Annotated in this window: 17 protein-coding genes; 10 read left to right on the top strand and 7 right to left on the bottom strand. The window is 70.1% G+C overall.

Annotation, left to right across the window (positions count from 1 at the left end):
- Nucleotides 1–61: 61 nt before the first annotated feature.
- The 3 genes from SBP02_RS15855 to SBP02_RS15845 are packed head-to-tail and all read right to left on the bottom strand — an operon-like array spanning nt 62 to nt 2,644.
- Entirely contained in the window at nt 62–1,111 is a 1,050-nt protein-coding gene (locus SBP02_RS15855; protein ID WP_318643142.1) for an alkene reductase, read from the bottom strand.
- A 21-nt stretch (nt 1,112–1,132) separates the two neighbouring features.
- Nucleotides 1,133–2,299: an MFS transporter gene (locus SBP02_RS15850; protein ID WP_318643140.1), complete on the bottom strand. Its 1,167-nt coding sequence runs from the start codon at nt 2,297–2,299 to the stop codon at nt 1,133–1,135.
- A gap of 42 nt (nt 2,300–2,341) precedes the next feature.
- Nucleotides 2,342–2,644: an ArsR/SmtB family transcription factor gene (locus tag SBP02_RS15845; RefSeq protein WP_318643138.1), complete on the bottom strand. Its 303-nt coding sequence runs from the start codon at nt 2,642–2,644 to the stop codon at nt 2,342–2,344.
- Nucleotides 2,645–2,773: 129 nt separating this feature from the next.
- Here SBP02_RS15845 and SBP02_RS15840 point away from each other — a divergent pair, with 129 nt between their 5' ends.
- On the top strand, nt 2,774–3,355 hold the full coding sequence (locus SBP02_RS15840; protein WP_318643136.1) for an acyl carrier protein phosphodiesterase: 582 nt from the start codon (nt 2,774–2,776) through the stop codon (nt 3,353–3,355).
- 6 nt (nt 3,356–3,361) lie between these two features.
- Here the strand turns inward: SBP02_RS15840 and SBP02_RS15835 are convergent, their stop codons facing one another.
- Nucleotides 3,362–4,132, bottom strand: a complete 771-nt coding sequence (locus tag SBP02_RS15835; RefSeq protein WP_318643134.1) for a lysophospholipid acyltransferase family protein — start codon at nt 4,130–4,132, stop codon at nt 3,362–3,364.
- Nucleotides 4,133–4,232: 100 nt separating this feature from the next.
- Nucleotides 4,233–4,991 (bottom strand): L-ornithine N(alpha)-acyltransferase, encoded by a 759-nt coding sequence (olsB, locus tag SBP02_RS15830; RefSeq protein WP_318643132.1) that lies wholly within the window; start codon nt 4,989–4,991, stop codon nt 4,233–4,235.
- 143 nt (nt 4,992–5,134) lie between these two features.
- Here olsB and SBP02_RS15825 point away from each other — a divergent pair, with 143 nt between their 5' ends.
- The 7 genes from SBP02_RS15825 to SBP02_RS15795 all read left to right on the top strand — a co-directional run bounded on the left by SBP02_RS15825 (nt 5,135) and on the right by SBP02_RS15795 (nt 10,553).
- Nucleotides 5,135–6,013, top strand: coding sequence for an acyl-CoA dehydrogenase family protein (locus SBP02_RS15825; protein WP_318643130.1), 879 nt, complete (start codon nt 5,135–5,137; stop codon nt 6,011–6,013).
- Nucleotides 6,014–6,098: 85 nt separating this feature from the next.
- Nucleotides 6,099–7,217: a serine hydrolase domain-containing protein gene (locus SBP02_RS15820; protein ID WP_318643128.1), complete on the top strand. Its 1,119-nt coding sequence runs from the start codon at nt 6,099–6,101 to the stop codon at nt 7,215–7,217.
- Complete coding sequence (locus tag SBP02_RS15815; RefSeq protein ID WP_318643126.1) at nt 7,214–7,543, top strand: amidase; 330 nt, start codon at nt 7,214–7,216, stop codon at nt 7,541–7,543. The genes SBP02_RS15820 and SBP02_RS15815 overlap by 4 nt, the downstream gene beginning before the upstream one ends.
- Before the next feature lie 161 nt (nt 7,544–7,704).
- Complete coding sequence (locus tag SBP02_RS15810; RefSeq protein WP_318646357.1) at nt 7,705–8,862, top strand: phospholipase D-like domain-containing protein; 1,158 nt, start codon at nt 7,705–7,707, stop codon at nt 8,860–8,862.
- An 84-nt stretch (nt 8,863–8,946) separates the two neighbouring features.
- The gene (locus tag SBP02_RS15805; RefSeq protein ID WP_318643125.1) at nt 8,947–9,528 is read left to right on the top strand and encodes a DJ-1/PfpI family protein; all 582 of its coding nucleotides are present in this window, start codon (nt 8,947–8,949) and stop codon (nt 9,526–9,528) included.
- Nucleotides 9,529–9,561: 33 nt separating this feature from the next.
- Entirely contained in the window at nt 9,562–9,870 is a 309-nt protein-coding gene (locus tag SBP02_RS15800; RefSeq protein ID WP_318643124.1) for a ribbon-helix-helix domain-containing protein, read from the top strand.
- A gap of 185 nt (nt 9,871–10,055) precedes the next feature.
- Nucleotides 10,056–10,553: a sigma factor gene (locus SBP02_RS15795; protein WP_318643122.1), complete on the top strand. Its 498-nt coding sequence runs from the start codon at nt 10,056–10,058 to the stop codon at nt 10,551–10,553.
- 122 nt (nt 10,554–10,675) lie between these two features.
- Here the strand turns inward: SBP02_RS15795 and SBP02_RS15790 are convergent, their stop codons facing one another.
- Complete coding sequence (locus SBP02_RS15790) at nt 10,676–11,074, bottom strand: nuclear transport factor 2 family protein (protein WP_318643120.1); 399 nt, start codon at nt 11,072–11,074, stop codon at nt 10,676–10,678.
- Between the two features lie 112 nt (nt 11,075–11,186).
- Between SBP02_RS15790 and SBP02_RS15785 the strand changes: the two genes are divergently transcribed.
- The gene (locus tag SBP02_RS15785; protein ID WP_318643118.1) at nt 11,187–11,777 is read left to right on the top strand and encodes a GNAT family N-acetyltransferase; all 591 of its coding nucleotides are present in this window, start codon (nt 11,187–11,189) and stop codon (nt 11,775–11,777) included.
- Nucleotides 11,774–12,658 carry a carbon-nitrogen hydrolase family protein gene (locus tag SBP02_RS15780; protein ID WP_318643116.1) on the top strand — a complete coding sequence of 295 codons (885 nt, stop codon included), beginning with the start codon at nt 11,774–11,776 and terminating at the stop codon, nt 12,656–12,658. The genes SBP02_RS15785 and SBP02_RS15780 overlap by 4 nt, the downstream gene beginning before the upstream one ends.
- A gap of 125 nt (nt 12,659–12,783) precedes the next feature.
- Here the strand turns inward: SBP02_RS15780 and SBP02_RS15775 are convergent, their stop codons facing one another.
- Nucleotides 12,784–13,731, bottom strand: coding sequence for an L-threonylcarbamoyladenylate synthase (locus SBP02_RS15775; protein WP_318643115.1), 948 nt, complete (start codon nt 13,729–13,731; stop codon nt 12,784–12,786).
- Between the last annotated feature and the right edge of the window lie 24 nt (nt 13,732–13,755).

Below are 13,755 nucleotides of genomic sequence, written 5' to 3'. Positions count from 1 at the left end.
GCTGCAACGCAGAAGCCCGCATCGCTGCGGGCTTTTTTCTGCCTGTCGAATCGACCGGCCGTTACAACCGCGGGTAGTCGATGTAGCCGACCGGTCCGGCGCCGTAGAAGGTCTGCGGTTGCGCCTCGTTGAGCGGCGCATCCTGCTCCAGGCGCGCCGGCAGGTCGGGGTTGGCGATAAAGGGGATGCCGAAGCCTACGGCGTCGGCCTTGCCCGCGGCCAGCCAGGCGTTGGCTTGTTCCTTGCTGAAGCGCTCGTTGGCGATGAACACGCCGCCGAAGGCCTCTTTCAGGCTTGGCGCCAGGCTGTCGTCGGCCTCCTGCTCGCGGGCGAAGATGAAGGCGATGCCGCGCTTGCCCAGTTCGCGGGCGACGTAGCCGAAGGTCTCGGCGCGATTGCTGTCGCCCATGTCGTGGGCATCGGCCCGTGGCGACAGGTGCACGCCGACCCGGCCGGCTCCCCAGACGTCGATGGCCGCGTCGGTCACCTCCAGCAGCAGGCGGGCGCGGTTCTCGATGGAGCCGCCGTAGCGGTCGCTGCGCTTATTGGTGCTGTTCTGGAGGAACTGGTCGAGCAGGTAGCCGTTGGCCCCGTGGATTTCCACGCCGTCGAAACCGGCGGCCTTGGCGTTCTCCGCGCCCAGGCGATAGGCCTCGACGATGTCGGCGATTTCCTCGGTCTCCAGGGCGCGCGGGGTGACGTAGTCCTTCAGCGGGCGCACCAGGCTGACGTGGCCCTTGGCGGCGATGGCGCTGGGCGCCACCGGCAGCTCGCCGCCCAGGTAGAGCGGATCGGAGATGCGTCCGACGTGCCACAGCTGCAGGACGATCTTGCCGCCGTGGGCGTGTACCGCCTTGGTGATGTTGCTCCAGCCGCGCACCTGCTCGTCCGACCAGATGCCGGGGGTGTCCGGGTAGCCGACGCCCATCGGCGTGACCGCGGTGGCCTCGCTGATGATCAGTCCGGCCGAGGCGCGCTGCACGTAGTACTCGGCCATCAGCGCGTTGGGCACGCGTCCGGCGTCGGCGCGGGTGCGGGTCAGCGGCGCCATGATGATGCGGTTGGCGAGTTCCAGCTCGCCGATCTTGATCGGGTCGAAAAGCGTAGGCATGGGGATTTCCTCCGGGTGGGGTCAGTCGTTCAACACGAGAGCGGGTTCGGGGTTGTGGGTGCTGAAGGTCAGCAGGGTGGCGAGCAGTGCCAGCACGGCCAGCACGGCGGCCGCCAGCGGCACGCGGGTGAGGCCGAAGCCTTCGGCGATGACCAGGCCGCCGATCCAGGCGCCGAGGGCGTTGCCGAGGTTGAAGGCGCCGATGTTCAGGGTCGAGACCAGGTTCGGTGCGCTGCGGCCGAAGGCCACCACATTGACCTGCAGCGCCGGCACGGCGGCGAAGGTGGCGGTGGCCCAGAGAAACAGGGTGAGCTCGGCCGGGATCGGTGCCCGGCTGGTCCAGGCGAACAGGGTGGAGACCAGGGCCATGGCGGCGAACACGCCGAGCAGGGTGGTCCTCAGGTGCCAGTCGGCCAGGCGCCCGCCGAGCACGTTGCCCAGGGTCAGGCCGAGGCCGATCAGCAGCAGGGTCCAGGTGATGCCGCCCGGTGAGAGGCCGGTGACCTCGCCGAGCAGCGGGGCGATATAGGTGAACAGGGCAAACATCGAGGCGGAGAACAGCACGGTGCTGCTCAGGGCCAACCACAGGCCGGCGCTGCCCAGGGCGCGGATTTCGCCGCGCAGGTCGGGTTTGCCTGCAGGTTCCGCCTTCGGCAGCACGCGCCACAGGCCGACCAGCGTGACTATGCCGATCAGCGTCACCGCCCAGAAGGTCGAGCGCCAGCCGGCGTATTGGCCCAGGGCCGTGCCCAGGGGCACGCCGAGCACATTGGCCAGGGTCAGGCCGGTGAACATGAGGGCGACCGCCGAGGCACGCCGGTTGGCCGGCACCAGGCTGGCGGCGACCACCGAGCCGATGCCGAAGAAGGCGCCGTGGCACAGGGCGGTGATCACCCGGGCCAGCATCAGCATCTGGTAGTCGCCGGCCAGGGCGCAGAACAGGTTGCCACCGATGAAGATGCCCATCAGCGCCAGCAGCGCGGCCCGCCGTGGCCAGCTGGCGGTGACCAGGGCCATGAACGGCGCGCCGATGGCCACGCCCAGGGCATAGCCGGTGACCAGCCAGCCGGCCCCGGGAATCGAGACGCCGAGGTCTCCGGCCACCTCAGGCAGCAGGCCCATGATGACGAACTCCGTGGTGCCGATGGCGAACGCGGACAAAGCGAGGACGAGAAGCGCATGTGGCATTGAGCCAGCTCCTGGAGAAAGGGGTGAACGAGGGGCGTCGCGCTACAGTTCGTGGCTGATATGCCGCAGGAACGCCTGGATGTTGGCTTCGTTACGTTTGAAGAAGTGCCATTGGCCGACCTTCTTGCTGGTCACCAGCCCGGCGCGTTGCAGCGTCGCCAGGTGCGCCGATACGGTCGACTGCGACAGCCCGGTGCGTTGGTCGATCTTGCCGGCGCACACGCCGAACTCCAGCGAGTGCTCCTGATCGGCGAAATAGGCCTCGGGGGTCTTCAGCCAGTGCAGGATGTCGCGGCGCACCGGATGGGCCAGGGCCTTGATCACCTCGTCTATATCGATGGCCATCTGCGTTCTTCCTCGAATGACGGTATTGCTCTATCGCGATGGAACGAACTTTATATCGAGTAATTACGATATACAGATCGTTCGTGGCGATAGTGAACATCGACCGCCCAGATGTGTAAGCTCGCGGGTATGAACTACCTCGCACATCTGCACCTGGGCGGCGATGCGCCGGCGCAGCTGCTCGGCAGCCTGTATGGCGACTTCGTCAAGGGCCCCTTGGCCGGACAGTGGCCGGGCGACATCGAGGCGGCGATCCGCCTGCACCGACGCATCGATGCCTTCACCGACGCACATCCGTTGCAGGCCCGCTCGCGGGCGCGCTTCCCCGCCGCGCGGCGGCGCTATGCCGGCATCCTCCTGGACCTGTTCTTCGACCACTGTCTGGCGTTGCACTGGAGTGACTATGCCGAGCAGCCGCTGGACGAGTTCACGGCCCGGGTCTACCGCCTGCTGGCTGGCGAGGCGGCACTGCCCGGTCGCCTGGCGCTGATCGCGCCGCGCATGGCCGCCCAGGACTGGCTGGGCAGTTACCGCGAGTTCGCCGTGCTGGAGCAGGTGCTCGCCGCCATGCAGCGGCGCCTGTCGCGCCCCGAGGGGCTGGATGGCGCCATGGCCGAGCTGGAGCGGCTGTATGAGCCGCTGAGCGAGGACTTCCGCCTGTTTTATCCGCAACTGCTGCGCTTCGCCGCCGCTCAGCGGGGCGGCGACTGAAGGGGCCTAAGCCGCCTCTCTTTGCGCCAGCGGCGTGCCGCACAGCGCGTCGCTTACCGCCGCCTGGGCGCGGCGGGCCAGTTCGTTGCGGCTCAGCGCGTCGCTGGCGATGGGCGTCAGCAGCTGCACTTCCACCTCGGCCACCTCGCTGGCCAGCAGGCGCAGCAGGTGCGAGAGCATGTCGTCGTCGCCGATGAACGGGGCGATGGCACAGGGCTCGCCGCCACGCAGGTAGCGGATGGCCACCGGTTGCAGCGCCACGCCGCTGTCGATGGCGCTGCTCAGCAGGCGGCCATGGAAGGTGCGCACGCCCAGGCCGTCGGTGGTGGTGCCCTCGGGGAAGATCAGCAGCGGGCGGCCACGGCGCAGGTGGCGGCCGAGCTGCTGGCCGAGCAGGCCGCTGTCGCCCGAGCCGCGGCGGATGAACAGGGTGCCGGCCTTGTGTGCCAGCCAGCCGGCCAGGGGCCAGCTGCGCACCTCGGCCTTGGACAGGAAGGACAGCGGCGTGAGCATGCCCAGCAGCGGGATATCGGTCCAGGACACGTGATTGCTGACCCACAGCATCGGCTCGCGCGGCAACTCGCCGGCTACCCGCAGGCGGAACGGCAGAGCGCCGGCGAGGCGGGCGAGGAACCAGCGGGTCAGGCGTTGCCGGGTGGCCATCAGGTCGTGCCGCACCAGGCGCTCGAGCAGGCCCACGGCGGCCCCCAGCAGGGTGCCCAGGGCGAGCACGGCCGCCAGGCGCAGCAGGCGCCAGCACACACGCAGTTTCTTCATCGGCTACTCCAGCGAACAAGGGCAAGAATGCCGGCACTGTCTACAGCCTGCCGGCGACTCGTGCAACTGCGCCCTAGTGTGGCGCCCCGGCAGCGGTCGTTCAGACCGCCGCCTTGAAGTGCCGGGCGTAGCGCGGGCAGAGTTCGTCGCGCTTGAGCAGGATGAACACGTCGGCGACCTGGAAGTCGCGGTCCCAGCAGGGTTCGCCGCAGACCTTCGCGCCCAGGCGCATGTAGGCCTTGAGCAGCGGCGGCATCTGCGCGATGACGTTGCCCGGTACTTCCAGTACCGGCAGCGGGGTCTTGGGTTCGGCGCGCAGGTGCTCGGTGCACAGGTGACGCTCGCGCAGGCGCTGCATGATCGCCTGGGCCTGCATGCCGCCGTCCTGCATGGGGATGCTGGCGCAGCCCATCAGGTAGCGGTAGCCACCCTGGTTGAGCACCTCGGCCAATTCGCTCCAGAGCACCGCGATGGTCGCGCCGTTGCGGTAGGCCGGGGCCACGCAGGTGCGACCGATCTCCAGCACCGGCCCCTCGAGGTGGCGCAGGCCGTGCAGGCTGAACTCCTCCTCGCTGTAGAAGCGGCCCAAGCCGGCGGCGGCCTGGTGGTCGAGCAGGCGGGTGGTGGCGACCAGTTCGCCGCTGCTCAGGTCGCGCACACCGATGTGGCTGCAGTGGCTGTCGTAGTCATCCATGTCCAGGCCCTGCTCGGCGCCCTTGAGCTTGGCGTCGAATTCGGCGCTGAATACCCGATAGCGCAGCGCCTGGGCTTCACGCAGGGCGGCCGGGCCGATCAGGCGTTCGGCTTGCAGGCGACGTGCTGCGGTGGTGCGGTCCTGATTGAGGGCGATCTGGGTCATGCCTAGCCTCCATAAGCCGGCTTGCCACTTGCGGCCGGTCGATCTTGTTGGGCAAGCTCAGGCTAGGCAGCACCGGTGTCACCCCCGTGAATATTCGGTGATGCTTGTGTGACAGCACCCCCTTCATCGGCTGAGGATTTCCCATGCCCTGGCAACGCCTGCTGCAACCCCACGAGCGCCTGCCCGCCGCCAGCCTGGACGACTGGTACGCGGCGCTGCTGGAGCGTCTGGTCAAACCGACGTCGTTCGAGCTGGCGTTGCTCGGCGGCCGCCTGGCGGCCACCCCCGGGCTGGCCTTTCTCGCCGGTTACCAGGGCGCCCTGCGTGTGCTCTGGCCTTCGGCGCCCTGGTCCCTGGGGGCGCTGTGCGTGACCGAGAACAACAGCCTGCGCCCGGCGGACCTGAGCACCCGTCTCAGCGGCCTGGCGCTGAGCGGACGCAAGGACTTCGTCACCGCCGCCGATGCCGCCGACTGGCTGCTGGTCGCCGCCCGCGAAGAGGCCAAGGGCGAGGCGCCGCGCCTGGCCCTCGGCGTCGTGCGCAACGGCGCGCCGGGGGTGCGCGTCGAGCCCCTGCGGGCCATGCCGCTGATGCCGGATATCGGCCATGCCCGCCTGCACCTGGAGGCGGCGCACTGCGAGCGCCTGGCCGGCGATGGCTGGGACGACTACGTCAAGCCGTTCCGCAGCATCGAGGACCTGCATGTGTTGACCGCCGTCTGCGCCTGGCTGCACGGCGTGGGGCGTGAATCGAACTGGCCGCAGGACTTGCAGTTACGCCTGCTCGGCCTGCTGGCCGGCTGTGCCGAGGTGGCGCGGCAGAACCTCACCAGCGCCGCCAGCCACCTGCTGCTGGGTGGGCTGTTCGCCCAGTTCGCCGCCATGGCCGCCGAGTTGGACAAGGCCTGCGCCGCCGGGCCGGAGCATTGGGCGGGCATGTGGCGGCGCGACAAGGGCCTGCTGGAAATCGCCGAAACCGCCCGCGGCAAGCGCCTGAACAAGGCCCTGGCGGCCCTGGGCTGAACCCGCGGCGTGCCCCTGACTGGCGCCGTCAGGCTGTCATCTACCCGTGCTAGGGTGCAGCCTGGTTCGTTGCCGAGGCCGCCCCATGTCTGTTGCTCCGTTGCGCCGGCTGTTCCTGCTGCTGGCGGCAGTCCTGCTGCCCGGCCCGGCCCTGGGCGAGGTCTGGCCCGACAGCGCATGGCCGGTTGCCGAGGTGACGCCCGGCCCGGCCATCGACGCGCTGACCGCCTACGCCTTCCCCCCGCGCGACGACGCCAGCCGCAGCGGGGTGCGCACCGACGCCCTGCTGGTGATCCGTGACGGTCGCCTGGTCTACGAGCGCTATGCGGCGCCGACCCACGCCGACACCGCGCACCTGACCTGGTCGGTGAGCAAGAGCCTGCTGGCCAGCGTGCTCGGGGTCGCCTATGGCCAGGGGCGTTTGCGCCTGGAGGCGCCGGTGGCGCAATACTACCCGCCCTTCGCCGCGCATCCCCGGATCGAGGTCGGCCACCTGCTCAACTGGGCCTCGGGTCTGGACTGGCAGGAGGACTACGAATATGCGCCGCTCAAGTCCTCGGTGGTGGCCATGCTCTATACCCGTGGCCGCGCCGACATGGCCGCCTTCGCCGCCGCTCACGAAGGCGCGGCCGAGCCGGGGGCGCGCTTCCGCTACTCCAGCGGCGACAGCAATGTGCTGGCCGCCGCGCTCAAGGGCATGGTCGGTGCCGCGGCCTATGCCGACTATCCCTGGACCGCGCTGTTCGAGCCCCTGGGCATCCGTTCGGCGGTGTGGGAGACCGACGCCGCCGGCACCTTCGTCGGCTCCTCCTATGCCTACATGACCGCCCGCGACCTGGCCCGCGTCGGCCTGCTGCTGCAGCGTGGCGGGCGCTGGCGTGAGCGCCAGCTGCTGCCGGCGACCTGGGTCGAATTCAACCGCACGCCCTTCGCCCATTACCGGCCGCAGCCCGACCAGCCCGGCGAGGCGGTGCCGGGCGGGCACTGGTGGTTGAACGCCGAGCTGCCCGGCGCCCCCAGGCCCTGGCCGGATGCCCCGGCCGATACCTTCGCCGCCCTCGGCCATTGGGGCCAGGCGCTCTATGTGCTGCCCAGCGAGCGCCTGGTGGTGGTGCGCTACGCCGACGATCGCGACGGCAGCTACCGCCATAACCAGCTGCTCAAGCGGGTGCGCGCCGCCTTCGGCGAGGCGGCGCAGCCATGATCCGCCGCCCGCTGCGTAGCGTGCTGCTGCCGGTCGCGTTGCTGCTGGCCCTGCTGGCCTGGCACAACCGTGTCGATCTGCAAGCCTTCCCCGCCATTCTCGGCGCCTATTCGGCCAAGGAGTACTGCTCCTGCCGCTACGTGGTCGGCAACCCGGCCGCGTATTGCACCGCCTATGTCGAGCAGTACCTGCCGCTCAGCGCCTTGGTCGACGAGCCGTCCGCGCGGCGGGTGACCGCCCGTGGCCTGGGCAGCACGCAAAGCGCGCAATGGCTGGGGCCGAGGCAGGGCTGCCGCCTGCTGCCGCAGGCCGCGCCACTGCCCTAGCAGCGCGCGCCGGGCGCCGGCCGCGAGCCGGGCCGGCGCGGCGGTTTGCTCGGGCACGCGCGGGCGGCTATGGTGGCGCCAGCGTCGCCTTCCTGCCGAGGTTCTATGCGCCAGCCGCACGCCCCATGGCGTTCCACTCCACCGCCCTTGACCGCCTGCTGATGCCCGGGACGATCTTCCCCTGGCGCAGCGGCAACAGGTTCGCCCTGCTGCGCGACGGCTCGACCTTCTTCCCGCGCATGCTCGCGGCGATCGAAGGCGCCGAGCGGCAGGTCGAGCTGGAGTTGTACCTGATCGAGAGCGGCGCCTGCAGCGGCGCCTTGGTGCTGGCGCTGTGCAAGGCGGCGCAGCGCGGCGTCGAGGTGCGTTGCCTGTTCGATGCTTACGGTTCCCAGGGCCTGCGCCAGGCCGACAGGCTCCGGCTGAGCCTGGCCGGGGTGCAGCTGCGCTGGTACAACCCGCTGCGCTGGAAACACGGCATGCGCAATTTCTACCGCGACCATCGCAAGCTGCTGCTGGTCGATGAGCGCCTGGCCTTCGTCGGCGGCACCGGCTCGACCGACGAGTTCTGGCAGCCCGGCGTGGCGCCGAGCCTCTGGCACGAGGTGATGGTGGAGATCGCCGGCCCCCTGGTCGCGGACTGGCAGCAGCTGTTCGTCCATCAGTGGCAGGCCTGTGCTACCCGTCAGGCCTGGCGCCCCCGGGGCTTTTCGGCGGTCAAGCGACTGCCCTCGTCTCCCGGCGAAGGCACGGGCTGGGGGCGGCTGGCCTATGCCGATGCGCGCCAGCACCGCGATATCCTGCAGGCCCTGGTGCGCGCCCTGTGCGGCGCCGAGCGGCGCATCTGGCTGGCCACGCCCTACTTTCTGCCCACCTGGAAGGTCCGCCGCGCCCTGCGCAAGGCCGCCGCCCGGGGGGTCGAGGTATGCCTGCTGACCAGTGGCCGGCATAGCGACCATCCACCGGTACGCTTCGCCGGTGAGCGTTACTACCCCAAGCTGCTCAAGGCCGGGGTGCGGGTCTTCGAGTACCAGCCGCGCTTTTTGCACCTGAAGATGGTGCTGGTGGACGACTGGGTCAGCGTCGGTTCCTGCAACTTCGACCACTGGAACCTGCGCTTCAACCTCGATGCCAACCTGGAGGCCCTCGACCCCCAGCTGACCGAGGCGGTGCTGGCCAGCTTCCGCACGGATTTCGCCGACAGCCTGGAGATCAGCCTGGACGCCTGGCGGGCCCAGCCCTGGTGGCAGCGGGTGCAGCAACGCCTGTGGGGCTGGCTGGACCGCCTGGCGGTGAACCTGCTCGATCGCCGCCGCTAGGCGGGCGTAGTTCCGGGCTATTACCTGTCTACTCCTTAGGCGGCGGATACTCCTTTCGCCCGTAACCTTGTTCAGGAGAACCCCATGGCAGCGAAAAAGATTCTGATGCTCGTCGGCGACTACGTGGAAGACTACGAGGTCATGGTGCCGTTCCAGGCCCTGCAGATGGTCGGTCACTGCGTGCATGCGGTGTGCCCGGACAAGACCGCGGGGCAATCGGTGCGCACGGCCATCCATGACTTCGAAGGCGAGCAGACCTACAGCGAGAAGCCCGGGCATCACTTCGCCCTGAACTTCGACTTCGCCGAGGTGCAGGCCGAGCATTACGACGCCCTGCTGATTCCCGGCGGTCGCGCCCCGGAATACCTGCGCCTGAACCCCCGGGTGCTGGAGCTGGTACAGGCCTTCGCCAAGGACGCCAAGCCGATCGCCGCGGTCTGTCACGGCGCCCAGCTGCTGGCCGCGGCCGGCGTGCTCGAAGGGCGCGAGTGCAGCGCCTACCCGGCCTGTGCGCCGGAGGTGCGCCTGGCCGGCGGTCGCTACATGGACATCGCCGTGGACCATGCCCACGTCCAGGGCAACCTGGTCACCGCCCCGGCCTGGCCGGCGCATCCGGCCTGGCTGGCCGCCTTCCTGGGGCTGCTGGGCACCAGGATCAGCCTGTAAGCTGGCCGCCCGACCCCGAGGAGGCCTGCGGCCATGTGCGAGCTCTATGTCAAAGCCGACCCGATTCTCTACGAGTCCCGCTCGCGCTCGTTGCGCATCGGCGGGGTGGTGACCACCCTGCGCCTGGAGAACCAGTTCTGGGACATCCTGCAGGAGATCGCCGAGGTCGACGGCATGACCACCAACCAGCTGATCGGCAAGCTGTACGAGGAGGTCATGGACTACCGTGGCGAGGTGGTCAACTTCGCCTCCTTCCTGCGCGTCAGTTGCAGTCGTTATCTGGCGCAGCGGCGCGAGCGGGGCGGCGGGCCGATCCAGTTGGCGGGGCGCGCCGCGTCCTAGGCGCTGTACGGGAGGTCGTCGAGCGCGGCATCACCGGGTGCAGGCGCTTTGCGTACAGGTCCTGGGCTGCCGACCATTGGTCGGCGCAGGGCCTGCGGGGAGTGCCGATCTTGATGCGGATCAACAGGGCGGCAGCCGTGCTCGTCTAGCCTGGTACTGTTCGTGGCGATCCCAGGGTGGTCAACATGCACGACAGACTGTTCGAGCTCGGGGCCGAACTCCAGGCGCTGGAGGCGCGGGGTGGCTGCTGGGCCTATCCGGACCCGCTGGCCAGCGTACCGGCCGCCGCAGCCATCGGGCGTTATCTCGAGTCGATTGGCTACAGCTCGACGCACACGCCCCAGGATGTGCGGCGCTTCATCACCCAGGCCCGCGCAGGCGATCCGGAGGCCAGCGAGCCCCTGGCCGAGCTGCATCGGCAACTGGTGGCGCGGCTCGCGGCGGATTGCCAGGGCCGCGGTCTGCCCTTGTCCGCGTTGATCGAGGAGGGCAGCCTCGGCTTGTGGCAGGCCGTGCAGGCCTACGACCTCGACTCGCGCTGCGATTTTTCGGTCTACGCCGCCTGGCGGGTGCGCCGGCAGATCGACCATGCCCTGCAGAGCGGCACCCGCAGCATCCGCCTGCCGGTGCCCGTGGCGCGCCAGCTGTACCGTTATCTGCGCGGCCTGCGCGGGCCGCTCTGAGGCATCCACCCTTCCCTGCAATCCGCCGGGCGCGCCGAGGCCCTTGGCCTGCCGCAGGCGGGGGCGGCGCCAGCCGTCCAGGGGCCGTGCGCCGGCAGGTAGCAGGGGGCTGGGCGCTCGGCTCAAGCGACCTGGGCGATCCAGTCGTTGAGGTTGTAGTAGTTGCTGATGCGCTTGATCTTGCCGCCGTCGATCTCGAAGAAGGCGCCGGCCGGCAGCACGTAGGTCTGGCCCTGGGCGGGCGGCAGGCCCTCGTCGTCGGCCAGGTACTCGCCGTGCACCACGAACTCGGCGGCGGCGCGGTTGCCGTCTTGGTTCTGCATGACCACGATGTCGCTCAGGCGCTCGCGGTAGCAGCGGTTCATCTTGTCCATGAAGGCGGCGAAGGCGACCTTGCCGGTCTGCCGCTCGCCCTGGTTGATGTCGTGCACCACCTCCTCGTCGAGCAGGGCGAGGAAGGCCGGCATGTCGCCGGCATTGAAGGCGGCGTAGTAGGCCTGCACCAGTTCGGTAGCGGTCATGGCAATGCTCCAGTCGCAATGGGGAAAGTAGAAACGGGTCGACATGATAGTTTCGGGCACTCATGCCGGCTTAGCTGCCTGCGTCACCTCCCTGCGACGGAACGACCTGACCATGGACATCCGCCTGCTGCATGGCGCCGCCATCGCGCCCTACATCGAGGACCTCGCCCGCCTGCGCATCGCCGTATTTCGCGAGTTTCCCTATCTCTACGACGGTTCCCTGGCCTACGAGGCCGACTACCTGAAGACCTACGCGCAATCGGCCGACAGCCTGTGCGTGCTGGTGCTCGATCATGAACGGGTGGTCGGTGCCTCCACCGGCCTGCCCCTGGCCGACGAGACCGCCGAGTTCCAGCGGCCCTTCCTCGAGCAGGGCTGGGACACCGAGCGCATCTTCTACTTCGGCGAGTCGCTGCTGCTCCCGGACTACCGCGGCCAGGGCCTGGGCGTGGGCTTCTTCGCCAAGCGCGAAGGCTTCGCCCGGCGCCTGGGGCGCTTCGACTGGTGCGCCTTCTGCGCGGTCGAGCGGCCGGACGATCACCCCCGCCGGCCGGCCGACTATCAGCCGCTGAACGCGTTTTGGGCGCGGCGTGGCTACCAGCATCATCCGGAGCTGCGCACCGAGTACGTCTGGCAGGACCTGGACGAAAGCCAGGAGTCGGCCAAGCCCCTGTCGTTCTGGCTGAAGGAGATCCGCCCGTGATCCGCGTCGCCGCCTGCCAATACCACATCGACCTGCTGGAGAGCTGGGAGGCCTACGCTGCCCACCTCAGCGCGCTGTGCGAAGACGCGGCGGGGCAGGGCGCCCAGCTGCTGCTGCTGCCCGAATACGCCGGGTTGGTGCTCAGCGGCCAGCTGCCGGCCGCCCAGCGTGGCGAGCTGCAGGGTTCCATTGCCGGCATCCAGCCATTGCTGCCGGCCTGGCTGGACCTGTGCGAAGACCTGGCGCGGCGCCTCGGCGTCTACCTGCAACCCGGTTCGCTGCCGGTGCTGGACGCCGACGGCCGCTACCGCAACCGCGCCTGGCTGTTCGGCCCCGAGGGCAATCTGGGCAGCCAGGACAAGCTGATCATGACCCGCTTCGAGCGCGAGCAGTGGCGGATCGAGGGCGGCGAGGGGCTGCGGGTGTTCGACACCGCCCTGGGCAAGCTGGGCATCCTGATCTGCTATGACAACGAGTTTCCCCTGCTCGCCCGGCGCCTGGCTGAGGCCGGCGCCGACCTGATCCTGGCGCCCAGCTGCACCGACACCGAGGCGGGTTTCCACCGCGTGCGCATCGGCGCCCAGGCCCGCGCCCTGGAGAACCAGATCGCCGTGCTGCAAGCCCCCACCGTGGGCCTGGCGCCCTGGTCGCCGGCGCTGGACGAGAACATCGGCCGCGCCGCGCTCTACCTGCCGCCGGACTACGGCCTGCCGGCCGGCGGCGTGCTCGCCGAGAGCGCCGAACTGTGCCCGACGCAAAGCCAATGGCTGCTCTGCGACCTGGACCTGGACGGGGTGTGCCGGGTGCGCGAGCAGGGCCAGGTGTTCACCCGCCGCGACTGGCCGGAGCAGTTCGACGCGGCGCGCCTCGCACTCCTGTAGCGGCCCCGGGCGCGGCGTCAGCCGCGCTGCGTCACGCGGTATTGCAGCGGGGTCATGTGGCAGCGGCGGGGGGCTCACCGAGGGCGCCGAACTGTGCCCGGCGCGGCCGGCCTGATGCGGCCGCCTCAGTCGAGCGGCGTGCTGGCCCGGGCCAGGCGGTCGCTCACCGCCGCCCAGGCCTCGTCCGCCGGTGGGCTCTGGATCAGCAGGCGCTGCAGGCCCAGCGCGTCCAGGCGGTAGAGCGCGGCATACAGGCCCTGGGCATAGTCGGCCGGGTCCGCGCCCAGGTCCAGGGCCGGGCCGGCGCTGGGGCGTGCCTGGCCGCACCAGAGCCAGCCGCAGGCGGGGTCGTCCAGGGCCTCTTGCGGCAGCTGGCGAAAGCGCCAGCTCGGGGTGCCCGGGGCGTAATGCCGGTGATGCTGGCCGGGCGCCCGCACGGCACCTTCGCTGCCCCGGTTCAGGGGCTGGCCGAGCAGTGCTTCGATCTCGCCGGCCGCCAGCATGCCTTCGCGCAGCAGCCGCGGCGCCTGGCCCGGCAGCAGGCTGACGATGGTCGACTCCAGCCCCACCCGGCATTCGCCACCCTCGAGGATCAACAGGTCGGTTTCGGCGAACTGCTGGGCCACGTGGGCGCTGCACGTGGGGCTGATGGACATGTAGCGGTTGGCCGAGGGCGCCACCAGGGCGCCGGCGAAACGCTCCAGCAGCCGGCGCGCCAGAGGATGGGCCGGCACCCGCAGGGCCACGCTGTCCTGGCCGGCGGTGATGCTGCGCGGCACCCAATCGGCAGCGGGCAGCACCAGGGTCAGGGGGCCGGGCCAGAAGCGTGCCATCAGGCGCTGGGCATCCGGCCCGATGCTCGCGGCCCAGTCGGCGGCCTGGCTCGCCTCGGCCAGGTGGACAATCAGCGGATTGCTGCTGGGCCGGCCCTTGAGGGCGAACACCCGCGCCACCGCCTCGGCATTGCGCGCATCGGCGGCCAGGCCGTAGACGGTCTCGGTGGGCAGGGCGAGCAGTTGGCCGGCGCGCAGGTGGGCGCAGGCGAGGTCCAGATCGGTGGTGAATTCGGGCATGGCGGTTCGGCGGCGCGGAATCGG

This window comes from Pseudomonas benzenivorans, from assembly GCF_033547155.1.
GTDB lineage: Bacteria > Pseudomonadota > Gammaproteobacteria > Pseudomonadales > Pseudomonadaceae > Aquipseudomonas > Aquipseudomonas benzenivorans_B.
This window is presented reverse-complemented; position numbering and strand designations above follow the sequence as displayed.